Below are 24,135 nucleotides of genomic sequence, written 5' to 3'. Positions count from 1 at the left end.
CAAGCGCGGTAGGCCAGGAGGATTAAGTAGTGTCCGCCATTTTGCAGGCTTTTAAAGATGCCGACCTGCGTAAGAAGATCATCTTCACGCTCGTGTTGATTATCCTCTACCGCGTTGGCGCGCAGATCCCGTCGCCGGGCGTTGATTACGCCACCATCGCCGGCCGCCTTCGTGACCTCACGGAGGAATCCGGCAACCTCTACTCGGTGATCAACCTGTTCTCCGGTGGTGCGCTGCTGCAGCTGTCTATCTTCGCCATCGGCATCATGCCGTACATTACGGCGTCGATTATCGTGCAGCTGCTCACCGTGGTGATTCCTCACTTCGAGCAGTTGAAGAAGGAGGGGCAGTCCGGTCAGGCCAAGATGACGCAGTACACGCGCTACCTCACCCTGGCGCTGGCGCTTCTGCAGTCCTCGGGCATTGTGGCCCTGGCGGACCGCGAGCAACTCTTGGGGCAAGGCGTCCGCGTCCTGGCGGAGGACCGTAACTTCTTTACCCTCGTCGTGCTCGTTATCACCATGACCTCCGGCGCCATCCTCGTGATGTGGATGGGTGAGCTGATTACGGAGAAGGGCATTGGTAACGGTATGTCGCTGATGATTTTCGCCGGTATTGCTACCCGCCTTCCCACCGATGGTGTCAGCATCATGCAGAACAACGGTGGCCTCGTCTTCGCCATGGTGGTCGCCGGCCTCATCGTCCTCGTCGTGGGCATCACCTTCATCGAGCAGGGGCAGCGCCGCATTCCGGTGCAGTACGCAAAGCGTATGGTTGGCCGTCGCCAGTACGGTGGTTCGTCGACCTACCTGCCGCTCAAGGTCAACCAGGCCGGCGTTATCCCGGTTATCTTCGCTTCCTCGCTGATTTACATGCCGGTGCTTATCACCCAGATCGTCAACTCCGGCTCCCCGGGCGTGTCCGATAACTGGTGGCAGCGCAACGTGATTGCGCACCTGCAGGCTCCGAGCTCCTGGCAGTACATCGTCCTCTACTTCGTCCTCACCATCTTCTTCTCCTACTTCTATGTCTCGGTTCAGTATGACCCTGCTGAACAGGCGGAGAACATGAAGAAGTATGGTGGATTTATCCCGGGTATCCGCCCGGGTCGGCCGACCGCCGAATACCTGGGATTCGTCATGAACCGCCTTCTGTTCGTCGGTTCGATCTACCTGGCGCTCATCGCTGTTCTGCCGAATATCCTTCTGGACCTCGGCGTGGGCCGCGCAGGTGCCAGCGGCACTTCCGCCTTCGGCGGTACTGCCATCCTCATTATGGTCTCGGTGGCCCTGACCACGGTCAAGCAAATCGAGTCCCAGCTCCTACAATCCAACTACGAAGGACTGCTTAAGTAATGCGTTACGTACTCCTTGGCCCTCCCGGTGCCGGCAAGGGCACCCAAGCCGCCCTCCTCAGCGAAAAGCTCGGCGTTCCGCACATCTCCACCGGTGACCTCTTCCGCGCCAACATTGGTGAGGGCACCCCGCTCGGCGTCGAGGCTAAGTCCTACATCGATGCCGGCAAGCTGGTGCCGACCGATGTCACCGCCCGCATGGTGGAGGACCGCCTCAACCAGGATGACGCCAAGGATGGCTTCCTTCTCGACGGCTTCCCCCGCACCGTGGAGCAGGCCGATATTCTTGAGAAGCTCCTCTCCGACAAGGGCCTGAAGCTCGACGGCGTGCTGAACTTTGAGGTATCCGAGGACGTCGTGGTCGAGCGCATGCTCGCCCGCGGCCGCGCGGACGACACCGAGGAGACCATCCGCACACGCCTGGGCGTCTACCGCGAGGAGACCTTCCCGCTCATCGAGCACTATGGCGATGCCATCATCTCCATCAAGGCTGAAGGAACCGTTGAGGAAATCAACGAGCGCACCCTGAAGGCAATGGGCAAGTAGCCCGTCTTTTTGTCATGGCTTTTCGTCGACGCACTAAAACCATCCCGGCCCGCACTCCGGGCGAGCTTGATGCCATGCAGGCGGCTGGCGAAATCGTCGGCCGCGCCCTGCAGGCGGTGCGTGCCGCCGCTGCAGTTGGCGTGAGCACGCTCGAGCTCGACCACGTAGCCGAGCAGACCATTCGGGATGCCGGTGCCGTGCCCACCTTCAAGGGCTACGGCGGTTTTCCGGGGTCCATCTGTGCGTCAGTCAACGACGTCATTGTCCATGGCATACCCAGCAAGGAGATTGTCCTCGCTGAAGGGGACCTTGTCTCCATCGACTGTGGCGCCACGCTCGACGGCTGGGTGGGGGATAGCGCGTGGACGTTTGGCGTCGGCAAGCTCAGCTCTGAGGCGCAGGCGCTGTCTGATGCCACCGAATGGGTCCTCCACGAAGGGCTTAAGGCCATGGTCCCCGGCAACCGGCTTACCGACGTCTCCGCCGCCCTCGAGCAGGCCACCTACCGCGCCGAGGATAAGTTTGGCGTTGACCTGTTTATTGTTGACGGCTACGGCGGCCACGGTATCGGCCACGAAATGCACGAAGACCCCTACCTGGCCAATGAAGGCAAGGCAGGGCGCGGTCCTATCATCCAGGAAGGCTCCGTCCTGGCCATTGAACCTATGCTGGCGTTGGGCACTGAGGACAACGCCGTGCTTGACGACGACTGGACCGTTGTCACCCTCGACGGATCGCTGGCTGCCCACTGGGAACACACCGTGGCGGCAACGGAGAATGGTCCTCGAATTCTGACGCAGCGTTACTAAAACGCGGCACTCAGGTGGGAAATCGGCGGAGGAAGGTTTATACTTTTCCCCATGTCTAAGATTCGCTCCTTTGTTGGTGCTCGTTCCCTACGTCGCGCCACCGCAATCGGCCTGGTAGCCGCCACTCTCTCGGTTGCCCCCGCCGCAAACGCGCAGACGGTCCCTTCGATTGATTCCCTGTCCTCCGACGTCCAATCCCAGATTGATGAGTTCACCGGCCAGACCCGTGAGAACGCGTGGAACAGCCGCAACCAGATGCTGGAAACGCTGCAGAGCGTTAACCCGCAGGCCGCTGATGCCCTGCGCCCCGTCATCGACGGAGCCATTGAACTGGTCTTCCCGGGCCTCATTGAGCAGAAGAACGCCGAGATTCGTGCGGCTCGCGAAGCTGCAGAGCGCGCTCACGCTGAGCAGGTCGCACGCGAGAAAGCCGCCGCTGAGGAGGCTGCCCGCAAGGCCGAGGCTGAGCGCCAGGCTCAGCGCTTCGATGTTGGCCCGTGCCCCGCGGATGCCCGTATCTGCGTGGATCGTGATGGCCGCCGCTCGTGGCTGCAGGACGGCAACGGCAACGTCACCTATGTTGCGCAGGGGATGTCCACCGGCATGCCGGGGCAGGAGACACCGGCCGGTACGTTCTACATCAACCGCAAGATCAAAGATGAAATTTCGTGGGAGTTCGGCAACGCTCCGATGCCTTACGCCATGTACTTCACCAACAACGGCCATGCTTTCCATGAGGGTTCCCCGGCATACCAGTCCAATGGCTGCGTACGCCTGACCCACCAGGATGCAGTGCGCTACTGGAACGATGTGCCGATGGGTTCCAAGGTCTTCATTTACTAACCCGTAGCGGTGAGTGCGTCACCGCTACACACCAACAGCCTCCCGCTCCTTACAGTGCGGGAGGCTTTCACGTTTTTGGCGTGTCTGGTAGCGAAGTGCTCTTATCCTGCACTTACCGTATTTGGAAAACGACTCCGCGCAGCGTATGCTTTAGTGCTGGTGTCTGTACGCAGCCGACGTGGTTGCGGAGGGCACCAGGCAGTAGACACCAAACATGCAGGTGGGGGCGTCGCCAAGCGCGGCGCGAAGAACTCCACCAGAAAAGTAGAGGTTATGGCTAAGGAAGGCGCAATCGAGGTTGAGGGTCGCATCATCGAACCCCTGCCCAACGCAATGTTCCGCGTCGAGCTCGACAACGGGCATAAGGTACTTGCCCACATTTCGGGCAAGATGCGTCAGCACTACATCCGCATCCTCCCGGAGGATCGCGTTGTCGTGGAGCTGTCTCCTTATGACCTAACCCGCGGACGCATCGTCTACCGCTACAAGTAAAGACAGTAAGCCTCCTCACCCACGGGACGCACTTGATGCGTCCCTTTCTACCTCAGGCTGCGATGGCCTGAGCCCACGCTGCTAAGCATGCCCACAGTTCCCCGGCACGGCCCGGGGCGAAGCGTATGCGTGGCGGGGGACGGATGAGGAGAAAACCATCGTAACAACCCGAAAGGACTAGCCATATGGCACGTCTAGCTGGTGTTGACCTCCCGCGCAACAAGCGCATGGAGGTTGCTCTCACCTACATCTACGGCATCGGGCCTGCCCGTGCCAAGGAGCTGCTGGAAAAGACCGGCATTTCTCCTGACCTGCGCACCGACAACCTCGACGATGATCAGCTGTCGGCGCTGCGTGACGTCATCGAAGCTACCTGGAAGGTCGAGGGTGACCTCCGCCGCCAGGTTCAGGCTGACATCCGTCGCAAGATTGAAATCGGTTGCTACCAGGGCATCCGCCACCGTCGTGGCCTGCCCGTTCGTGGTCAGCGCACCAAGACCAACGCTCGTACGCGCAAGGGTCCGAAGAAGACGATCGCAGGAAAGAAGAAGTAACACATGCCACCTAAGACTCGTTCCGGCGCGCGCCGTGGTGGTCGTCGCGTCGTAAAGAAGAACGTGGCCGCTGGCCACGCATACATCAAGTCCACCTTCAACAACACCATCGTGTCCATCACGGACCCGCACGGTGCTGTCATCTCCTGGGCATCCTCCGGCCACGTTGGCTTCAAGGGTTCCCGTAAGTCCACCCCGTTCGCAGCGCAGATGGCTGCTGAGAACGCGGCCCGCAAGGCCATGGACCACGGTATGAAGAAGGTTGACGTTTTCGTCAAGGGTCCGGGCTCCGGCCGCGAGACCGCCATCCGTTCCCTGCAGGCTGCAGGCCTCGAGGTTTCCTCGATCACGGATGCCACCCCACAGCCGCACAACGGCTGCCGTCCGACCAAGCGCCGCAAGGTTTAAGGGAAAGGAAGAGGTAAGAAAATGGCTCGTTATACTGGCCCCGCTACCCGCGTATCCCGCCGTCTGCGCGTCGACCTGGTCGGCGGCGACATGGCATTTGAGCGCCGCCCGTACCCACCGGGACAGGCTGGCCGCAACCGCATCAAGGAATCTGAGTACCTGCTGCAGCTCCAGGAGAAGCAGAAGGCAAAGTACACCTACGGCGTGCTGGAGCGTCAGTTCCGCCGCTACTACGCCGAGGCTAACCGTCTCCCGGGCAAGACCGGTGACAACCTCGTCGTTCTGCTCGAGTCCCGTCTCGACAACGTGATCTACCGCGCTGGTCTGGCCAACACCCGCCGCCAGGCTCGCCAGCTTGTCTCCCACGGTCACTTCACCGTGAACGGCAAGAAGATCAACGTTCCGTCCTTCCGCGTTACGCAGTACGACATCATCGATGTTCGTGAGCGTTCCCAGAAGATGGAATGGTTCGAAGAGGCTCAGGACCGCCTGGTAGACGCCAACGTTCCGGCGTGGCTGCAGGTCGTTCCGGACACCCTGCGCATCCTCGTGCACCAGCTGCCCGAGCGCGCTCAGATCGACGTTCCGCTGCAGGAGCAGCTCATCGTCGAGCTTTACTCGAAGTAATCCTTCGACATTTTCATCTTTACCCCTTCTACCGGCGTCATATAGCGGGCGCCGACAAGGAGAAACTCCATGCTTATTTCCCAGCGTCCTCAGCTCACCGAGGAATTCATTGACTCGTCTCGCTCCAAGTTCGTCATCGAACCGCTCGAGCCGGGCTTTGGTTACACCCTCGGTAACTCGCTTCGTCGCACGCTGCTCTCGTCCATCCCGGGCGCGGCAGTAACCTCCATCAAGATTGATGGTGTGCTCCACGAGTTCACCACCATCAACGGCGTGAAGGAAGACGTTTCCGAAATCATCCTGAACATCAAGGGTCTGGTTCTGTCCTCCGACTCTGACGAGCCGGTGGTTATGTACCTGAGCAAGGAAGGCCCGGGTGAGGTAACTGCAGGCGATATCCAGCCGCCGGCTGGCGTGGAGATCCACAACTCGGATCTGCACATCGCATCGCTGAATGATTCCGCCAAGCTGGAGATGGAACTCGTCGTCGAGCGCGGCCGTGGCTACGTCCCGGCTGCCTCCACTTCCGGGGAAATCGGCCGCATTCCGGTCGACCAGATCTACTCCCCGGTACTGAAGGTCTCCTACAAGGTCGAAGCTACTCGTGTTGAGCAGCGCACCGACTTTGACAAGCTGATCATCGACGTCGAGACCAAGAACTCGATTTCCGCACGCGACGCCCTGGCTTCCGCCGGTGGCACCCTGGTCGAGCTCTTCGGCCTGGCCCGCGAGTTGAACACCGCTGCTGAGGGCATTGAGATTGGCCCGTCCCCGCAGGAGACGGAGTACATCGCCGCCTACAGCATGCCGATCGAGGATCTGAACTTCTCCGTCCGCTCCTACAACTGCCTGAAGCGTCAGGAAATCCACACCGTCGGTGAGCTCGCTGAGTGCACCGAATCGGACCTGCTGGATATCCGCAACTTCGGTCAGAAGTCGATCAATGAGGTAAAGATCAAGCTGGCTAACCTGGGCCTGGCCCTCAAGGACACTCCTGAGGACTTCGACCCGACCCAGCTGGAAGGCTACGACGCAGAAACCGGCGACTTCAAGGACCCGGCTTCCGACGATTCCGAGTAAAGAATTCCACTGAATCGTGACGGCGCGACTTGCGCCCCGTCGCGCGCTCACTTAATCCGCACACGAGGAGTACATAATGCCTACCCCCAAGAAGGGTCCGCGTCTCGGCGGCTCCGCCAGCCAGCAGAAGCACCTGCTGAGCAACATGGCTGCGAGCCTGATCGAGCACGGCGCAATCAAGACCACCGACGCTAAGGCGAAGCTGCTTCGTCCTTACGCCGAGAAGATCATCACCAAGGCGAAGGCCGGCACCGTTGCTGACCGTCGCGCAGTTCTCAAGCTCATCCCGCACAAGGATGTCGTTGCCTACCTCTTTGATGAGCTGGCACCGAAGTTCGAGAACCGTGAGGGTGGCTACACCCGCATCATCAAGCTGGAGAACCGCTCCGGCGATAACGCCCCGATGTCCCAGATCTCCCTCGTTCTCGAGGAGACCGTGACCTCCGAGGCTAACCGCGCTACCCGCGCTGCTGCTTCCAAGCAGGCCGAGGAAGCTAAGGCCGAAGAGGCTGAGGCTGAATCCGCTGAGGAAGCAAAGGCAGAGGCAACCGAGGCAGAGGTCGAGGAGACCGCTGCTGAGGAGTCCGAGGAGAAGTAAACTTCTCTCGCCTTAACTAGGCCGCAGTACCACCTTAGGTGGGGCTGCGGCCTTTTGTTATGCTTTCTGGGCTATATAACCCCGACCAGAACGTATACTCTATGACCCCGCTGTTTACTGTGCTGTACGTAATCGGCATCGTCTCCGAGGCGATGACCGCTGCGCTGTCCGCTGGCCGGCAAAAGATGGATCTGTTTGGCGTCATCATGTTGGGCGCAGTCACCGCATTGGGCGGCGGCACGATCCGCGACATGGTGCTGGGCGCCTACCCGTTGACGTGGGTGGCGGAACCGCGCTTCCTCTTGGCCGTGGTGGCCGCCGCCGTCGCCACGGTTTATATGTCCTTCCTAATGCACTATTTCCGGCATGTATTCTTGCTTCTCGACGCCCTGGGCCTTGCGGTATTCAGTGTCCTTGGTGCTCAGAAGGCCTTGGAACATGGCCATGGGTTGGTTATCGCTGCCGTGGCTGCGGTGCTGACCGGTGTCTTTGGCGGTATTTTGCGTGACTTGTTGTCCGACCGTATCCCGCTGGTCTTGTCCGCCGAGCTGTACGCCTCCATTTCTGTTCTTGCAGCCTTTTCTTATGCGGGATTGATGGAGCTGGGGCTCAGCGATGAGGTCGCTGGCGTCGTGACGGTATGCCTAGCGCTGGCGCTGCGCGTGGCTGCGATCTACTTTGGATGGTCGCTGCCGGTGTTTGAATACCGGGGAGCCGAACAACCCATGGACCCGCGCCTGCGCTTGTCTGCCCGCATTGTTCGGGATGGCGCCCGCAAGGCCAAGCGCAAAGCCGGCCAGGCCAAGAAGAATCTAAAGCACCCCAAGCGGGCTGGCTATGCCGCTTTGAGCAAGCTGGGCGTGAGCAAGAGCGCGAAGCGCCAGCACGCGGCCCAGGATTGGGAACTCAATCGCGAGTGGAATGCCAACGACTAGGTAGAATTAGCATCCATGACTAACGTTCGCCTTCGCCTAGACTTGGCCTACGACGGCACCGACTTCCACGGGTGGGCCAAGCAGAAGGGCGGCCTGCGCACTGTTCAGCAGACCGTTGAGGAGAAGCTGAGCATGGTGCTGCGCCACCCAGTGGAGCTCACCGTGGCTGGGCGCACCGATGCCGGAGTGCATGCCAGCGGTCAGGTGGCGCACTTAGATACCACACGGGCGGCGCTGGGACAGCGCAGCATTGACGGCGATCCCACCAAGCTGGTGAAGCGCTTGGCCAAGTTGCTGCCTGCCGACGTCCGCGTCCACGCCTGCACCGAAGTTCCCGCAGATTTCGACGCGCGCTTTTCTGCCTTACGCCGCCGCTACGTCTACCGCATCACCACCCATCCGCGCGGTGCACTTCCGACTCGCGCACGCGATACCGCGACGTGGTTCAAGCCAGTGGACCTGGAGCTAATGCAGGCCGCGGCCGATCAGCTGGTGGGGCTCAATGACTTCGTGGCTTTCTGCAAGGCGAAGCCGCACGCCACGACCATTCGCGAGCTCCTTGCCTTTGAGTGGAAGGACGTGTCGACGCCCGCGGAGCCGCAGCTCTACGAGGCGCACGTAACCGCGGATGCCTTTTGCTGGTCCATGGTGCGCTCGTTGGTGGGCTGCTGTTTGCGGGTGGGGGAGGGCTCGCGCGGAGTTGACTTCGCCGCCCATATGCTGCGGGAAGAAAGCCGGTCCTCCGAGATCCCGCTTGCTGATGCTCAAGGTTTGAGCCTGGTGGGCGTGGATTACCCCGATGCGGACCAGTTGGCCGCGCGGGCGGAGATGACCCGTGGTCGTCGCGCTGCGGAGGACACCGAGTTGGGTTAATCTAGAACCCACTGCGCCGTGGGAGGGTGGCGCTGCGATTCGGGGGAGGATTCTCATGGCACGCGCGTTGCCAACTACCAAGGCCCAGGTATCGGGCCACAAGTTTCTACTGCGCCGCCTCGAGCACGGACTCGTGTTCGGGGATATCCGTATGATTCATGATCCATTGAAAAGGCGCCAACGCGCCCTGCTGGGCGGGGTAGCCGCAGTAGCCTTCTTGAGTCTTGGCTCGGGGCTCATCGCCTGGATGCAGCCGGACCCGCAACCCGGCGATGCGCCCGTCGTGCGTTCCTCCGAAGGGCAGCTCTTAGCGCTGGTCAACGGCACGTATCATCCAGTGGCTAACTTGGCTTCGGCCAGACTCATTGCCAACGAGCCGGTCGAACCGCATGTGGCAGGGGATAGCTTCTTAGAAGAGATGAGCCTGGGCACCCCGCTGGGGATTGCAGACGCCCCCAACCTTCTTGCAAGCGCAACTGGGCAGGAACCAGGATGGTCGGCCTGCTTGGAAGAATCAACACAGGGCGCGAACTGGCAATCCAGCAGCCGCGTTGGCACCGTGACCGTGGTTGCGCACCGCGCTGTTCCCAGGTTCGATGAAGAGCACGCTGCCGTAGTGGAAACCGATGGCACGCAGTGGCTGCTCACCGGCCAGGGGCGCGTCGTGCTGCCCGAGGCTACGAGCACACAAGGCCGGGTTCTGCGGCGCGCGCTGGGGATGACCGCGGAGACCGCCGTGTGGGCCATGCCCGCGGAGCTGCTCAACACATTTGCCGAACTGGAGCCGCTGAGCTTTCCGGCCGCCCCGCCGGAGATTCTGGATACTGGTGAGCAGCTCTGGGCGCGCACGGAGCAGGGTGTTTTCTCCATCACCCCCACACAGGCGGAAATGCTGGTCGGCCTGGGCGCACAGCGTTTGCCTGCGCAGGCGCAGGAGGTGGCCGCGCTGGGGGACGTCCCACCGTCCTTCAACCTCCCCACCACCCGTGTGGACTTCCTGTCCCCTGAGCAAGGCTGGTTGTGCGCAACTCACGAGCAAGGCGCCGGAACCATGCGGCCGGTGGCGGCCACGGTGGACTTGCCGGGGGACTCGGCCGCGCAGCGTTTCGCCGGCCTCCAGGCTGGCGTGGGCGTGGACAGCGGGCACGGCTACCACGTGGTCTCCGCCACCGGCAGGCGCCACGAGCTGGCTAGCGCGGCAGAGCTTAAAGCACTGGGGGTGGGGGAACCGGAGCGGGTGCCGTGGGAGATCCTGCGGCTGCTGCCGGAAGGCTCTGCTTTGAGCCGCGCGGAGGCCTTAGGGTCTGAGCACTGAGGGTGGCTACGAGGGCGAGGAAGGCCACGGCGCCGAGGAGAAGGCGAACAATTGGCCAGCCCTTGGCGGGTGGCGCCGCCTGCGGCCTCACCGCGACGGCACGCTCCTCACGGGATTCGCTCGCGGGCCGATAGGTCACTGCTGTGAGAGGATCAACCACCCCATGCCCGGGCTCTGCTGAGTCAATGATGCGCTGGCGCAGCTGTGCTGGGGAGTCCCCAGGGTAGCGCTGCGCCAACAAGGCGATCGTGCCACTGACCAGGGGAGCTGCAAAGGACGTTCCCTGAAAGACGGTGTCCTCCTTTCCCGTGGCCCATCCGCCGCCGGGCTCCAGCGCGAGGAGAACGCTGCCTTCCGCGCTGAGCGGTGCCGTGATGGAATACTCCGCGAGGTCGTGCGGCGTGGCCAGAGCACCAACCGCGAGGACGGTTTCGGCTTCCGCGGGAAAGACCACGTCATCCTTTTCACAGCCGCCGGCCGTCGCGTTTCCCGACGCCGCCACAACCACCGCCCCAGCCCCTTCCGCGCGCTGCAGCGCCGCGTCCAAGGCGGAACGATCGACCCGCGTGGCGGCTTCCGGCGGAACGCACGACACCACGGAGACGTTGATGACCTGAACCCCCGCGCTGACGGCGTCTTCGATGGCGGCAGCCAGGCTGGCCAGCGTGCCGGCCCCGGCGCGGTCCGCCTCATCGTTGTCCGGCGCTGGGGTCCGGTAGTGCGAGCTGGTTTGCCGGATGGAATAGATTTCCGCATCCGGGGCCACGCCGAGTTCCTTGCCAGCGATGACGCCGGCCACCACCGTCCCGTGCAGGTCGCAGTCCCGCAGCGGGTCGGGCTCCTCCGGGGTCACGAAGTCCGCTCCTGGCGTCACCCGCAGCTGTGGATGGGCGGCCACCCCGGTATCGATGACCGCGACCTTCACCCCAGCACCCGTGGCAAAGGAATGCAGCCGCGCCCGGTACTCCGCATACTGCGCGGAGGGCTGTGGCCCTGCCGTGGCGAGCGTGGCCTTCGCGCAGGCGGTATCCGGTTCGCGGGCGACGGCTACCGGTGCACACAGAGCACTGGTACCCCAAGCCAGGCAAACACCAAGCGCAGCGCCGACAGCGCCTATTTGGGTCAGCGTATTCATGATCCCAACCCCCGAATGAGCTCGAAGAGCCCCGCCACGTGCGCGGCCAGCGGCAGGCACGCGGCCAGGGCGAGAGCCTCGGCGCGCTCGAACCACACGATAGTGGTCGGCTCAATCTGCCGTAGCTTGCCTGCCCACACCGGCACGGACAGCATGGCCGCGATGACCAGACCCGCAACGATGCTAAGAACCCACGTTCCCGTCGTTGGGGCGGAAAGCAGCTGCCACTCGCGTAGAGGTACGGCCACCGCGGCACACGCAGCAGCAAGGCCATAGATTCCCAGCGCCCACGCAGCGACGGGCCGGGCGTGGCGTGCCGCATGCACGATGACACCGCCCGCGACACTCAGGCACAGGGCTTGGGAAACAATGACGGTTGCGCCCTCGTGAGCGTTGAGCGCGACGAGGAGAAGGGAAGGAACGCCCGCCAGCGCGCAGCCCACTGCGATTCCCTCGTAGGCCTGCCCGGCGCGCCGGGCTTTGAGCGAGTTATCCGTAGGGTCCTCATCGGAGATGCTCAGGTCTTGTCCGGCGGTGGGAAGTTGTGGCACCCGGAGGCCAGCGAGCCGCGTGGTGAACAGGGGAGCGCCTGCGAGTAGGGCCACGGTGGCGGCAAGCAGCGGGGCGGGGCCAAGCAGGCCGATGAGCACGAGCAGGCACCACGTCGCGGCACTTGCCCGAGCACGTATTCCGCCGATGCGCACCAGATGGGAGAGCACCGCCACGGTACCCACGGCCGCCGCCGCAGCCACGAGTGGCGCGGCCGGAATCGCGGTTCCGGATGGGCCAGCAAAGAAGGGCACCCCAGTGGCCAGCGCCCCCGCCAGCCCGGCAGCCACGTGGGAGGCCGCGAGCAGGGAGCCGCGCCGGGTCCACGCCGCGAGCACGAGGCCGATTATCGCAGCGGCGGTGCAGCCAACCGCGGGAGACAGCGCGGCGGCGAGCAACGCGCCGACGGCGATGAGCCCCGCTGCGCCCCAGAACCCGGCCAGGCCGGAAAACTGCGCTGCAGAGACGTCGGCAGCGAGCGCCTCCGCGGCATCGCGCACAATCGGCGCCGGCGATGGCTCATCGGGGCTGAGCACGAGGACGGAACCGTCTTCCACGCTGGTGCGATCCAGCGGCGTGGTCATCGATATGGTCTTGCCCGCCGCGGTAGTAGCGCGCCACAGGATGGGGGCCGGTGGGACGTCGACAAGCACGAGCAGTTCCCCCAGCACCTCCCCGAGGCTGGAAGAAAGCGGCAAGGATATGTCCGCCTCTTTGCGGGTATGACCTGCGTGGATACGGACGGTGACGTGGACAGAATGCGCGAGTGCGCGAGTCATGGAATGTACCTCCCCCGAGAAAAATTTCTGGGCAACCCCTTGCCCATTGCCTCACATTGTGGCTTACTGGTGGCACGCTGTCCACCGCTTCAGGAGGCGGTGGAGTACTTCGGGGGGAAGGACTTTGATATGCGCGTACCCACACGCGTCGTGGACACTGGGCAGCCGGCCTATCGGGAGCCGGCACCGCCGTTGCCGCAGGGCAGCATTAACGCCGAGGCCGTGCCGGAGGCGGCTCGCGCTCAACCCGTGCCACTGGTTCGCCTACTTATGCCGCTGGTCATGATCGCGGCCATGCTGGGCATGGTGGCGCTCATGGTTCTCGGGGCGGGGGACGCCCGCCGGATGAGCCCCATGAGCCTCATGTTTCCGCTCATGATGCTGGCCAGTATGGCCATGATGTTTAACCCGCAGGGAGGCGGGCAGGATCCGGATGAGACCCGCCGGACCTACCTGCGCCACCTCAAGGCGCTGCGGGAGGAAGCGCTGGAGCGCGGGGCGGCGCAACGCGCGCATGAAGAACACCGCAACCCTGACCCTGAGCAGCTTGGAGCGTTGATTCCGACAACGCGCCTGTGGGAACGGGACGCGGATTCCCCGGACGCCTTGGAGGTGCGGGTGGGGACGGGGCCGATGGCCCTGTGCACGCCCATTAACGTGCCGGATTCGGGCGCGGCGGAGGACCTCGATCCGGTGTGCGCGGTGAGCTTGCGCCAGACCGTGCGCGCGGTGGGAACGCTGGCGGACATGCCGGTGGTCATCCAACTGCAAGCCTTTCCCATCGTTGGCCTGGCCGGCGAGGATGCGGCCGGGGTTGCCCGCGCGCTGCTGCTACACCTGGCCGTGCTGCACGGTCCGGAAACAGTGGGCATTGAGTACCACGGTGAGGAGTGGAACTGGCTGAAGTGGCTGCCACACGTTAGGGATCCGGGCCAAGCCCAGTTCCGCATCCGCGTTGTTGAGGAGGACCAGGCAAGCGGCGTTGCCGTGCCGCGCAGTGACGCGCTGGAGGATACCCCCACAACCACCATCGCCGTGGGCGTTACGCCTCATTCGCCGCTCGGGCGCCGCGCTGAGGAAGAAGGCATCTATCTGCGGGCGGAGGGCGCGCTCTCCGTGGTTACTGCCGCGGGGGAGGAGGAGCTGGGACGCTGTGCGCTTGTCGACGATTCCACGGCCCTCCTGCGCGCCCGTACGCTTGCGCCCTATCACCGCCCCTTTGGCAGTGATGCTGCGGCAGCGCCCCGGCACGGTCGCGATGCGGACCTGCCGACCTTGCTGGGCTATCGGGACGTGGATGCGCTTCAGGCCTCCGGCATGTGGCAGGGACGTAGCCCGGCTGAGCGGCTACGTGTGCCCATCGGCGTGGACGAGTCCGGGCACCCGCTGATGCTTGATGTGAAGGAGTCCGCGCAGGGCGGGATGGGGCCGCATGGTTTGTGCATTGGTGCTACTGGCAGCGGAAAGTCGGAATTACTTCGAACGCTTGTCGTAGCGCTGGCCGCCACCCATAGCCCGGAGGAGCTCAACCTCGTGCTCGTTGATTTCAAGGGTGGCGCAACCTTCCTAGGGTGTGAGGAGCTGCCGCATACCTCCGCCGTGATTACCAACCTGGAGGAAGAATCGACCCTGGTGGAGCGCATGTATGATGCCATCTCCGGCGAGATGAACCGCCGCCAGGAGCTGCTGCGCAAGGCGGGCAATTTTGCGAACGTGGGCGAGTTCAATGCCTCGGCTGCTGCGGTGGCCGAGCACGGACCGCTGCCGGCGTTGGTCATCGTGGTGGATGAGTTCTCGGAGCTCTTAGGCCAGCACCCGGACTTCGCCGAGCTCTTCGTCGCGGTGGGAAGGCTTGGCCGCTCGCTCCATGTGCACCTGCTGCTGGCCTCCCAGCGCTTGGAGGAAGGGCGCTTGCGGGGATTGGATTCGCACCTGTCCTACCGCATCGGATTGAAGACCTTCTCCGCGGGGGAGTCCCGCCAAGTTCTCGGCGTGGTCGATGCCTATCATCTCCCCGCCCAGCCGGGAGCCGGCTACCTCAAGACGGATGCCGATGCCCCTACTCGCTTCCACGCCTCCTATGTGTCTGGCCCGGTCACGCGCCGGGTAGCGCCTGATGATTCTGAAATGAATGCGCGGCACGCCGCGCGCGTGGAGCTTTTCACAGGGCAGCGCGCGGTGGAAGAAGAACTCGGATTTGCAGAGCTCGTAGATTCCTCGAGCACGCTCCTGGACACCGTGGTGGCCGCTGCCCGGGATGAGGCTGCTCGGCGTGGCCAGTCGGCGCGAAGAATCTGGCTGCCTCCCCTGCCGCCCGTGGTGGAGCTGTCCAGCGTTGCTTCCTTGCGGGAAGATTCTCCCGGCGCGGGCGGAGAGTTGCGCGCCGAGGTGGGGCTTATTGACCGCCCCTACCACCAGCGCCAAGACCCGCTCACCGTGGACTTTAAGGCAGGAGGTGGGCACCTGGCGTTGTGCGGTGGACCGCAGTCGGGTAAGTCGATGGCGCTGCGCAGTATCGCCTCCGGTCTGGCGCTGCGGCATTCACCGGGACAGGTGCGTTTCTATGTCATTGACCTGGGCGGCGGGCAGCTGCGGGTGCTGGACCGGCTGCCCCACGTGGCCGGGGTGGCTGGCCGTGAGGAGCCGGAGAAAATCCGTCGCATCGTTGATGAAGTCGCCGGCCTCGTGCGCCGCCCGGAGCCCCGCCACACCTTCCTCATCGTGGACGGCTGGCACCACATCGGCACCTCCGGCGCGGATTTTGAGGACCTTGCTGAGCCGATCACCCAGCTGGTCGCCGACGGCGCCTCCGCCCGCGTCCACGTCGTGATCGCTGCAGCGCGGTGGACGAGCCTGCGGCCGTCTATTCGGGATCTCATCGCGGCCCGTATCGAGCTGCGGCTGGGTGAAGCAATGGACTCACTCATCGACCGCAAGGCGCAGCAGAAGCTCCCGGCAACGCCCGGACGGGGAATCACACTGGCAGGGGAGAACCTGCTGTTTGCCGCAACGTCCCCGCAAGACATCGCCCACATCTGCGGTGTGCATGCCGGTGCCGAACCGGTTCCACCGCTGAAGATGCTGCCCGCCCTTCTCACCGAGTTGCCCGAGCCAGATGACGGCTCGCCACTGGACGGGGTGGCCTGGGGAATCGGCGGGCCGGACCTCGAAGTCCTTAGTTGGGATCCAGTCACACAGCCGCACCTGGTGTGCATTGGTTCCCAAGGCTCCGGCAAATCGAACTTCCTCAGCGTAATCCTGGCCGGAATTAGCCACCTGGGCAGGGAAGCCGCCCGCCTCGTGGTCATCGATGAGCGCCGTGCACATTTGGGGACGTTGGATGAGGAAATGGTGGCGGCGTATGGGGCGTCGGCAAGCGCGGCCACCCAAGCCATCCTCGATACCGTGCGCACCTTGGAACAGCGCCTTCCCGGCCCCGAGGTCACCCCCGCCCAGCTTGCAGCGCGCAGCTGGTGGGAGGGGCCGGACATCTACCTGGTTATCGACGACCTCGACCTGGTCAGCGACATTGCCCTGGCGCCACTGCTCGAGCTCCTCCCGCATGCCCGCGATGTGGGGCTGCACCTGGTGCTCGCGCGCAAAGCCGGCGGCATCGGGCGCGCGATGTTTGGGCAGTTCCTCTCTGCGGTGCGGGACCTGCAGCCGGCGCTGCTGCTTCTCGACGCCGACCGCGACGAAGGCGCCATCTTCGGCATCAAGCCAACAGCGCTGCCGCCAGGCCGCGGCCAATGGGTCCTGCGCGGCATATCTCAGGGCTTGGCGCAGGTGTATGTGCCGAGCGCCGATAGTTCACACAACCCACCACAGACCACAGGCAACAAAGGAGACAACCAATGACCGCGACGCACGCACTGCGAACACCGACAACCGCGCCAGAGACCACGCTGATCGTCACGGTGCTCGATGCCGCCACGATTTATGAAGGCCCGGAAACGATTTATCGCTATGACCTGCCCGGCACGGGAATCGCCGAGGGGTGGGCGCTGGAGGCCGTCCTTGACCAGGCAGAAAAAGTCTGTGGGGCGGAATGGCCGGACGTCACCGTTGAGGTGGTGGCGGATCCATCCGGAACGGATGTCAGTGTCGAAGCCGTGAGTATCCTGCGCCGGCAACTCGCTGGTGCCGGGGCGACGGTCCTAGAGCCAGAACCATCGCCGCCGCCGGCACCGGTTGCGGTCAGCGCATCACAGGCTGCTTCCCGCTCAGCGGTGGGGGAGCAACAGTACGACTATGACGGTGCGAAGGAGATAACTGCTGAGCGGCCTCGGGCAGCTCGCCGTTTGCGCTCCCATCGCGCAGCGCAATCCCGTTGGACGGCGTTTTGGGGAGGCGTCGATCCCTTCTACATCGCGATAGCGGTCATGGTGGTTGTCGTCGCCGGGGTGTCCTGGTGGGCGGTGGGGCGCAAGGATGCGGCCGTGGCGGCGTCGACTTCCGAACAGGTGGATGAGAATACGTCTGTGGCTGCCGGCGCGCCGGGTACGGCTGCAGCACCCGGTGGGGATGAGCGTCCTAGGGGTGCCGCAACGGAGGCGGAGTCCGAGGGATCCGGCAGCACGCAGCTGCGCCCTGGCCAGCAGGCCATCGAGGTGGAAGGGATGTCCCTGGTACTCCCGCAGGGATTCCGGACCAGCGTGGAGGACGGGCTTGTCACTGCGGCCGGCGAAGACCCCAATTTGCGCATCCTTTTGGCAGCCGATCCGCTCTTCAACGTTCCCGTCGACGTCCTTTTCGCCGAGATTAAAGGACAGATCGACTCCGATCCCGCCCTCCGTGATCCGGTCGAGGAATCTGGGCGGCTGACGTATACCGAGGACCCTGGAGACGGTTCGCAGGTGACGTGGATGATGTGGGAAGACAAGGGCCATCAGATGTCCGTGGGGTGCCACACCAAGTTTGAACCCAACGTGGTGCAGAAAGCCGCCTGCCGGATGGCTGCGGAATCTCTGGTCAAAAAGGAGTAGGAGGGAGCACGCCGCGAAGCTAAAAGATTTTTGAACGCGGCGGGAACCGATGAGCCACTAGCTCAGTCCAATAAGGGTGAGAAGGACACAGGGTGCTTCTCGGGGGGAAAGAAACACACACCAAGCCCTTGGAAAAGGGATATACCCCAGGTAGGGATCAAGACAGAAAGAGAAGAACATGACTCAAACGTTCCGCACAGAAGCCGACGTAATGGTGGCCACCGCCGGCCGCGTCGACTCCACCAATGACGAGGTACAGGGTGAGCTCACCCGTCTGCAGGGTGTTGTGGATTCCGTTCGCGGCAGCTGGGCAGGCCGCGCGCAGGTTTCCTTTGACAACCTGATGCAGCGCTACAACTCCTCCGCGCAGCAGCTGCGTGAAGCGCTGACCGCCATCAGCGAAAACATCAGGGATAATGCCCGCAACTTCGACACGGTTGAGGCGGATAACGCCCAGTCCTTCGAGAACGTCGGCGGCGCGGGACTGGCCTTGTAGCGCTAGCTGCTTTCACTGACTACAGCACACGTTGAATTACACACGAGCACACAGAAGATAAGGAACACGCAATGTCTGGAATCAAGTATCAGTTCGGCGCCATCGCCGGCGCCGCAGCCGACATCAACTCCACCTCCGGTCGCATCAATGGACTCCTCGGTGACCTGAAGGCCACCCTGCAGCCGATGGTATCGACCTGGGAGGGAGATTCCGCTGCGGCATATAACGCGGCGCAAGCTAAGTGGGATAAGGCGGCCGCCGAGCTCAACACGGTGCTGGCGACCATCTCCACCACGGTCTCCCAGGGCAACGACAACATGAGTGACGTCAACCGTCGCGCTGCCGCCAGCTGGGGATAAACCGACCCGGCTGTGAGTCTTGAACTGGGTGGGTGAGCTTTTTCTTTAACACCATTCACCACCATGAGTGATGAGCGGTAGGTAGGAAGGCGCGGAGGCTAGGAAAGGAAGGCGCAGGGAATGGAAGGGCTGGACGCGCCGCCTTGACTCAGCTTCCACCGCCCGCCCAGTGAAGGCGCCGGTATCGCTTCTCATCAACGTTTCTGTCTCTACCCCCACCCCGAATGAATTGAGGTGGAGGCGTTGGTGAGGGGCGATATCGGCGTTTTGGGTTTTCAAACTGCTGCGTACTAAAGTGAAACACCTATGTGTCCGCACCCCGTCGTTAGTGGGTGCGCGCGGGCTGCAGGTCTCCACCGGCCGCTGTATGTACCGCGTCAAGGCTTACATAGCGATGGCCGGCAGTTCCGAGACAGACTTTCAAGGAGTCATTTTGTCTACTTTCCACCCGAAGAGCGGTGACATCACCCGCAAGTGGTACGTCATCGACGCTACCGACGTGGTTCTGGGCAAGCTCGCTTCCACCGTGGCTGACATGCTGCGCGGCAAGCACAAGCCCCAGTACGCACCGAACGTTGATTGCGGCGACCACATCATCATCCTGAATGCGGACAAGATCCACATTTCTTCCAACAAGCGCGAGCGCGAGATGCGCTACCGCCACTCCGGTTACCCGGGCGGCCTGAAGTCCATGACCCTTGGTCAGTCCCTGGACGCCAACCCGGTCCGCGTTATCGAGGAAGCTGTGAAGGGCATGATGCCGCACAACAAGCTTTCCAACGCCTCCATCAAGAAGCTGCACGTTTTCGTGGGCGAGGAGCACCCGTACGCCGGCCAGAAGCCGGAAACCTTTGAGTTTAAGCAGGTGGCACAGTAATGACCGAGCAGAACATCGACAACAATGTAGCCGACGCTGCCGACATCGCTGCAGCAACCGCCGCTACCGAGGAGTTCACCAACACCATCGGTGATTCCCTGGCAACCGATACCGAGGCTGAGGTTGAGACCGCTGCCCCGGCTATCCACGAGGGCCCGATCCAGACCGTTGGTCGCCGTAAGCGCGCCATCGCTCGTGTTCGCCTCGTTGCTGGTTCCGGAAACATCTCCGTCAACGGCCGTGCCTTTGACGAGTACTTCCCGAACAAGCTGCACCAGCAGGACATCCTGCAGCCGCTGACCATCCTTGAGCGCGATGGCCAGTTCGACATTAAGGTCACCGTCAACGGTGGTGGCCCGACCGGCCAGGCCGGCGCTCTGCGTCTGGCTATCGCCCGCGCACTGAACGTCTACAACCCGGCTGACCGCCCGGCCCTCAAGAAGGCCGGCCTGCTCACCCGTGACGCTCGTGCCGTGGAGCGCAAGAAGGCTGGTCTGCACAAGGCACGTCGTGCCCCGCAGTACTCCAAGCGTTAATCTTCGCGCACTGCATTTTCGAAAGCCGCTGCTTCCCTAGTACGGAGGCGGCGGCTTTCGCTTTGTGTAGGGCGTGCACAACGTGAAGCCGCGAGTCATAGACAGACATCGTTGGTGGCCCGATCTGCGGAAGCTATGGGGTAGCAGGCATAATGAACAACTATGACTCGACTTTTTGGAACCGATGGAGTTCGCGGCCTAGCGAACAAGAAGCTCACTCCGATCCTGGCCTTGCGCTTGGGACAGGCGGCGGCGGAGGTATTGACCTCGGACCGTGAGTCCTATGAGCGTCGACCGCTCGCGATTATCGGGCGCGATCCGCGCGTGTCGGGTGAGATGCTGGATGCGGCGATCGCATCGGGCTTAGCATCGCGTGGCGTCGACGTCGTACGCGTCGGCGTGCTGCCTACCCCGGCTATCGCGTTCCTCACCGATGACTTTGGGGCAGATCTCGGCGTGATGATCTCCGCCTCCCATAACCCGATGCCGGACAATGGCATCAAGTTCTTCTCCGCGGGCGGTAAGAAGCTGCCTGATGAGGTGGAGGATCGCATCCAGGCTGCCATGGGAAGCCTCACCGAAGACGGACCTACTGCGACCAAGATTGGTCGCATCATTTCGGAGGCTCCCGACGGCCGCGAGCGCTACCTCAAGCACTTGGCCGAGGTCGTGACCACGGATCTGAGCGGCATCAAGGTTGTCGTCGATACCGCTAATGGTGCTGCCTCCAAGGTGGCACCGCAGGCCTACGAGGCTGCGGGTGCTGAGGTCATTGCCATTCACAACAAGCCCAATGCTTTCAACATCAACGAGGACTGCGGTTCGACGCACATCGAGAAGACCCAGGAGGCCGTCGTCGAGCACGGCGCCGATCTGGGCTTGGCTCACGACGGCGACGCTGACCGCTGTTTGGCCGTGGATGCCGAGGGCAATGTTGTTGACGGCGACCAGATCATGGCGATCCTCGCCGTGGGCATGAAGGAAGACAACGATCTCCGCTTCAACACCTTGGTGGCTACCGTCATGTCGAACCTGGGCCTGAAGCTGGCCATGCAGGAGCAGGGCATCGAGGTCAAGGAAACCGCCGTGGGTGACCGCTACGTGCTGGAGGAGCTCAACCGTGGCGATTACTCCCTGGGCGGCGAGCAGTCCGGCCACGTGGTGTTGCCGGATGACTGCACCACTGGTGATGGCACTCTGACTGGCCTGTCCATCATGGCGCGCATGGCGAAGTCCGGGAAGTCCATCAAGGAGCTGGCCTCCGTGATGACGGTATTGCCGCAGGTGCTCATTAACGTTCCGGTGTCCGATAAAGCCGTCATTCTTAAGGCTCCTGAGGTCAAGGAAGCTATCGCTGCCGCCGAGTCGGAGCTTGGAAACACAGGCCGCGTTCTGTTGCGCCCGTCCGGCACGGAGGAGCTCTTCCGCGTCATGGTGGAGGCTGCTGAAGAGGAGCAGGCGCGCAAGGTGGCGGGCAAGCTCGCTGCGGTTGTTGCTGCAGTCTAGTTCTACGCACCCACGCTAAACCCCGGGCCATGCGGCCTGGGGTTTCGTGTTTTGTGGGTGATGGGGGAACCGGAGGGGAGGTTTCTCAGTCCAATAAGGGCAGGAATCACTGTTTGTTGTGGACGAGAAGGAGGGCGCTCATGCCCGACGTATTTTTTGATGAGGACGAAGCCACGCGGCTTCTCGACGCCGTCGTGGACCAAACCCGCGCCCAAAGTGACGCGCATCGTGGGGACAGACCGAACTTTCCCGCGTCATCCGCGGGCAGGGACTTCGGCGGGCATGGGGCGCAGATTCAGGCGTTGCTGAGCCAGCTGCATGAGCGCGGAGCGTGGCGGTTGGACAACATATCGGCCACAGCGGATGCTGCACGCGCACAGCTGCGTGCCTTCGGGGAGATCGACCGTGGTCTTTCTAGCCAGCTTGGTGAGCAGGAAGCGGGGATGAACTGATGTCCACGATGGTCAAGTCACTTTTGGGTGATTATTCACAGGCGGTGTCCCAGTTTCAGGCCGCTAGCCTAGGGGGCTACTCCGGACCCAGCACACCTATTGGTCTGTTGGGGGACATGGTGGGCTCGGTCGATGGGATTAAACCGGATGACCTGATTAGCAGTACCGCATCGGCGATGGGCGCTCGGCGCCCGCGGCGCGGTGGCAATGGATTGCGAGATTTCCTTTTAGGGACGGTTCTATCGCTGGCCGGGGGAGCGCTCATGGATCACCTGCGCGGCGTGCAGGATGACTTTGAGAAGGAGAGAGACGAAGCCGATGACCTGGTGGAATCCGCACAGCAGTGCTCCGAGGCCATCGAGGATGTGGTCGATGTTTCCGATTCTGCGGTGGCAGAGCTCATCTCCGCTGTCATTCCCCTACTCAACATCCTGACGTTGCTATTGCAGCGGCATCCTCTGGGAAAGGCCATCGTCCCTGAGATAGCGCGTATTGGTGGGGATCTGATCGATCAGACGAATGACACTATTACGCAGACCTGCCGGGACCGCGATACTGCTATCGAGAATTGCTATGGCGAGTTTGAGAGGCGCTGTTCTGAGGTGTGTGAGCGCGAGCTTCCGGAGACCCCGCCGGAACCCGAATGCGGCTGTGAGGACAAACCGAAGCAGTGCCCACAACCTGAGCCTGAGCCTTGTGAGCCGACGAAGCCAGCCCAGTCCGCTGAACCTGTTGCACCAGCGCAGTCTTCTCCCGCACCGGCTCCTTCCACACCTGCCCCGCCGCAGCCTCCAGTTGAGCAGGGGGTTGAAAAACCGGTAGTGCCGCCGGAGGAACCGGCGCCAACTCGTCCCGCTGCGGCGCCGGAAAAAGAGTGCCCGCCGGATGAAGAGAAGCCACAGCCGGCGAAACCGTCCCAGCCTCCAAGCACACCAACTGAAACCGTAGCGCAGCCCAAGCCGGAATCCACTGCGCCAGAAGCGCAGCACACACCGTGCGGCTGCCATGCGGAGAAGGAAGCGCAGTCCTGCGGTTGCAGCGAGCAGCAACGTGAAATGGAAACAACGAAGCCAGCTGATGCAGGGGTGGAGATTCCCACCGAACCCGCGCAACAGGAGGTAATTGACTGCCCGGAGGATATGGAGCCGGTGGCTGAGGAAGTCGAGTGCCCTGAGGAACCGGTAGAAGGTGAAGACTGTGAGGCGCCAGAGCAGCCACCAGTTGCGGAGCCGGGTGAGTGCAAGCCTGAAGAATCCTGCTGCGGAAGCTTGGGAATCCTCGGCGTAGGGGTCGCCATCCTGGGGCTGGGCCTCTTGGCCGAGGCGGCTGTGGACTTCATCGAAAACCTGCCGGAGCCAGAAACTGTACCGGAGCCGGTGCCTGAGCCAGAGCCCGAACCCCAGCCAGAACCAGAGCCCTGTCCGCCGCCTGCGCCGGAACCTGCTCCTGACAATGGTGTTACGCCGCCACCGCCGGAGCTGAACAATGTCCCGGAGCCAGAAGCACCGCCGGAGAAGCTTGCACACATGCAAGCAGCGGAAGCACCGGTGCCAGCACCGGATCCTGCGCCAGCACCCGCATCCGAGCCAGCGCCAGCTCCCGCAACTGAGGCCGCACCAGACATAGCGCCGCAAGAAAGCTCAGAGACATCGTCTGTACACGCACGAAAGGCAGGGCAGTGGTAATGCCGCACAATGATTTTGATGAGTTCGCCCGCGGATTCCGCGAGCGCACAGCCGCACGGCTACTGGAATTTGAGAAAGCCATGGCTAAGGCACAGGATGAGCTGGAAAGATCTGCGCAGCGCGCGGCCCAAACCCAAGTGCACCCGGACCCACAGAGGCGAAGCCCAGCCGCCAGGGGTGTAGGGCACGGCCAAAGCCAGGGGCAGGGGCGGGGCCGCCCGCGCGGTCAAGTGCAATCGGTGCTCAGGCGCGGGTGACACGGAAACCGGGAAACTCCTCTGTGCGCCAGCAGCCCCAGGTGCTACCGTGGCGTGAGTAATCGCTGTACGTATCAACCAGGGT

Annotated in this window: 24 protein-coding genes; 22 read left to right on the top strand and 2 right to left on the bottom strand. The window is 63.1% G+C overall.

Features of this window, described 5'->3' with window-relative positions:
* Nucleotides 1-29: 29 nt before the first annotated feature.
* The 13 genes from secY to eccB all read left to right on the top strand — a co-directional run bounded on the left by secY (nucleotide 30) and on the right by eccB (nucleotide 10,434).
* Nucleotides 30-1,355: a preprotein translocase subunit SecY gene (gene secY / locus HMPREF2792_RS03180; protein ID WP_070521679.1), complete on the top strand. Its 1,326-nt coding sequence runs from the start codon at nucleotides 30-32 to the stop codon at nucleotides 1,353-1,355.
* On the top strand, nucleotides 1,355-1,900 hold the full coding sequence (locus HMPREF2792_RS03175) for an adenylate kinase (protein WP_070530790.1): 546 nt from the start codon (nucleotides 1,355-1,357) through the stop codon (nucleotides 1,898-1,900). The genes secY and HMPREF2792_RS03175 overlap by 1 nt, the downstream gene beginning before the upstream one ends.
* A 14-nt stretch (nucleotides 1,901-1,914) precedes the next feature.
* The gene (map, locus tag HMPREF2792_RS03170; RefSeq protein ID WP_070530789.1) at nucleotides 1,915-2,709 is read left to right on the top strand and encodes a type I methionyl aminopeptidase; all 795 of its coding nucleotides are present in this window, start codon (nucleotides 1,915-1,917) and stop codon (nucleotides 2,707-2,709) included.
* A 51-nt stretch (nucleotides 2,710-2,760) separates the two neighbouring features.
* Nucleotides 2,761-3,552 (top strand): L,D-transpeptidase, encoded by a 792-nt coding sequence (locus tag HMPREF2792_RS03165; RefSeq protein WP_070530787.1) that lies wholly within the window; start codon nucleotides 2,761-2,763, stop codon nucleotides 3,550-3,552.
* Nucleotides 3,553-3,825: 273 nt separating this feature from the next.
* Complete coding sequence (infA, locus tag HMPREF2792_RS03160; protein ID WP_004566852.1) at nucleotides 3,826-4,044, top strand: translation initiation factor IF-1; 219 nt, start codon at nucleotides 3,826-3,828, stop codon at nucleotides 4,042-4,044.
* A gap of 185 nt (nucleotides 4,045-4,229) precedes the next feature.
* Nucleotides 4,230-4,598: a 30S ribosomal protein S13 gene (gene rpsM, locus HMPREF2792_RS03155; RefSeq protein ID WP_010189542.1), complete on the top strand. Its 369-nt coding sequence runs from the start codon at nucleotides 4,230-4,232 to the stop codon at nucleotides 4,596-4,598.
* Nucleotides 4,599-4,601: 3 nt separating this feature from the next.
* The gene (rpsK, locus tag HMPREF2792_RS03150; RefSeq protein ID WP_010189540.1) at nucleotides 4,602-5,006 is read left to right on the top strand and encodes a 30S ribosomal protein S11; all 405 of its coding nucleotides are present in this window, start codon (nucleotides 4,602-4,604) and stop codon (nucleotides 5,004-5,006) included.
* A gap of 21 nt (nucleotides 5,007-5,027) precedes the next feature.
* Nucleotides 5,028-5,633, top strand: coding sequence for a 30S ribosomal protein S4 (gene rpsD / locus HMPREF2792_RS03145; RefSeq protein ID WP_010189536.1), 606 nt, complete (start codon nucleotides 5,028-5,030; stop codon nucleotides 5,631-5,633).
* Between the two features lie 69 nt (nucleotides 5,634-5,702).
* A complete protein-coding gene (locus HMPREF2792_RS03140; RefSeq protein ID WP_070521667.1) occupies nucleotides 5,703-6,713 on the top strand; it encodes a DNA-directed RNA polymerase subunit alpha in 1,011 nt (336 codons plus the stop codon).
* Nucleotides 6,714-6,789: 76 nt separating this feature from the next.
* Entirely contained in the window at nucleotides 6,790-7,311 is a 522-nt protein-coding gene (gene rplQ, locus HMPREF2792_RS03135) for a 50S ribosomal protein L17 (protein WP_070530786.1), read from the top strand.
* Nucleotides 7,312-7,412: 101 nt separating this feature from the next.
* On the top strand, nucleotides 7,413-8,246 hold the full coding sequence (locus tag HMPREF2792_RS03130; protein ID WP_039674330.1) for a trimeric intracellular cation channel family protein: 834 nt from the start codon (nucleotides 7,413-7,415) through the stop codon (nucleotides 8,244-8,246).
* 15 nt (nucleotides 8,247-8,261) lie between these two features.
* Nucleotides 8,262-9,119, top strand: a complete 858-nt coding sequence (gene truA / locus HMPREF2792_RS03125) for a tRNA pseudouridine(38-40) synthase TruA (RefSeq protein WP_070521662.1) — start codon at nucleotides 8,262-8,264, stop codon at nucleotides 9,117-9,119.
* A gap of 55 nt (nucleotides 9,120-9,174) precedes the next feature.
* Nucleotides 9,175-10,434 (top strand): type VII secretion protein EccB, encoded by a 1,260-nt coding sequence (gene eccB / locus HMPREF2792_RS03120; protein ID WP_070530784.1) that lies wholly within the window; start codon nucleotides 9,175-9,177, stop codon nucleotides 10,432-10,434.
* Here the strand turns inward: eccB and HMPREF2792_RS03115 are convergent.
* Both HMPREF2792_RS03115 and eccD read right to left on the bottom strand, forming a co-directional pair.
* Nucleotides 10,325-11,569, bottom strand: a complete 1,245-nt coding sequence (locus tag HMPREF2792_RS03115) for a S8 family serine peptidase (RefSeq protein WP_070530782.1) — start codon at nucleotides 11,567-11,569, stop codon at nucleotides 10,325-10,327. The two genes, eccB and HMPREF2792_RS03115, sit on opposite strands and share 110 nt — an antisense overlap.
* Nucleotides 11,566-12,897 (bottom strand): type VII secretion integral membrane protein EccD, encoded by a 1,332-nt coding sequence (gene eccD, locus HMPREF2792_RS03110; RefSeq protein ID WP_070521649.1) that lies wholly within the window; start codon nucleotides 12,895-12,897, stop codon nucleotides 11,566-11,568. Before eccD ends, HMPREF2792_RS03115 begins: the two co-directional genes overlap by 4 nt.
* 129 nt (nucleotides 12,898-13,026) lie before the next feature.
* On the opposite strand from eccD, the gene eccCa reads away from it, so the two are divergent.
* The 9 genes from eccCa to HMPREF2792_RS03065 all read left to right on the top strand — a co-directional run bounded on the left by eccCa (nucleotide 13,027) and on the right by HMPREF2792_RS03065 (nucleotide 23,793).
* Entirely contained in the window at nucleotides 13,027-16,755 is a 3,729-nt protein-coding gene (gene eccCa / locus HMPREF2792_RS03105; protein ID WP_144724300.1) for a type VII secretion protein EccCa, read from the top strand.
* Entirely contained in the window at nucleotides 16,752-17,882 is a 1,131-nt protein-coding gene (locus HMPREF2792_RS03100) for a type VII secretion-associated protein (RefSeq protein WP_070530778.1), read from the top strand. The genes eccCa and HMPREF2792_RS03100 overlap by 4 nt, the downstream gene beginning before the upstream one ends.
* 178 nt (nucleotides 17,883-18,060) lie before the next feature.
* Nucleotides 18,061-18,378, top strand: a complete 318-nt coding sequence (locus HMPREF2792_RS03095; protein WP_070521640.1) for a WXG100 family type VII secretion target — start codon at nucleotides 18,061-18,063, stop codon at nucleotides 18,376-18,378.
* Nucleotides 18,379-18,449: 71 nt separating this feature from the next.
* Nucleotides 18,450-18,737, top strand: a complete 288-nt coding sequence (locus HMPREF2792_RS03090; RefSeq protein ID WP_070521638.1) for a WXG100 family type VII secretion target — start codon at nucleotides 18,450-18,452, stop codon at nucleotides 18,735-18,737.
* 433 nt (nucleotides 18,738-19,170) lie between these two features.
* Nucleotides 19,171-19,614, top strand: a complete 444-nt coding sequence (rplM, locus tag HMPREF2792_RS03085) for a 50S ribosomal protein L13 (protein WP_010189505.1) — start codon at nucleotides 19,171-19,173, stop codon at nucleotides 19,612-19,614.
* Nucleotides 19,614-20,150: a 30S ribosomal protein S9 gene (rpsI, locus tag HMPREF2792_RS03080; protein ID WP_070521636.1), complete on the top strand. Its 537-nt coding sequence runs from the start codon at nucleotides 19,614-19,616 to the stop codon at nucleotides 20,148-20,150. The genes rplM and rpsI overlap by 1 nt, the downstream gene beginning before the upstream one ends.
* A 162-nt stretch (nucleotides 20,151-20,312) precedes the next feature.
* Nucleotides 20,313-21,656, top strand: a complete 1,344-nt coding sequence (gene glmM / locus HMPREF2792_RS03075) for a phosphoglucosamine mutase (RefSeq protein WP_070530775.1) — start codon at nucleotides 20,313-20,315, stop codon at nucleotides 21,654-21,656.
* Nucleotides 21,657-21,796: 140 nt separating this feature from the next.
* Nucleotides 21,797-22,108: a hypothetical protein gene (locus HMPREF2792_RS03070; RefSeq protein WP_070530773.1), complete on the top strand. Its 312-nt coding sequence runs from the start codon at nucleotides 21,797-21,799 to the stop codon at nucleotides 22,106-22,108.
* Nucleotides 22,108-23,793, top strand: coding sequence for a zinc metalloprotease (locus tag HMPREF2792_RS03065; RefSeq protein ID WP_070530771.1), 1,686 nt, complete (start codon nucleotides 22,108-22,110; stop codon nucleotides 23,791-23,793). The genes HMPREF2792_RS03070 and HMPREF2792_RS03065 overlap by 1 nt, the downstream gene beginning before the upstream one ends.
* Nucleotides 23,794-24,135: the final 342 nt, after the last annotated feature.

The organism is Corynebacterium sp. HMSC068H04, from assembly GCF_001811255.1.
In the GTDB taxonomy this organism is placed as follows: domain Bacteria; phylum Actinomycetota; class Actinomycetes; order Mycobacteriales; family Mycobacteriaceae; genus Corynebacterium; species Corynebacterium hesseae.
This window is presented reverse-complemented; position numbering and strand designations above follow the sequence as displayed.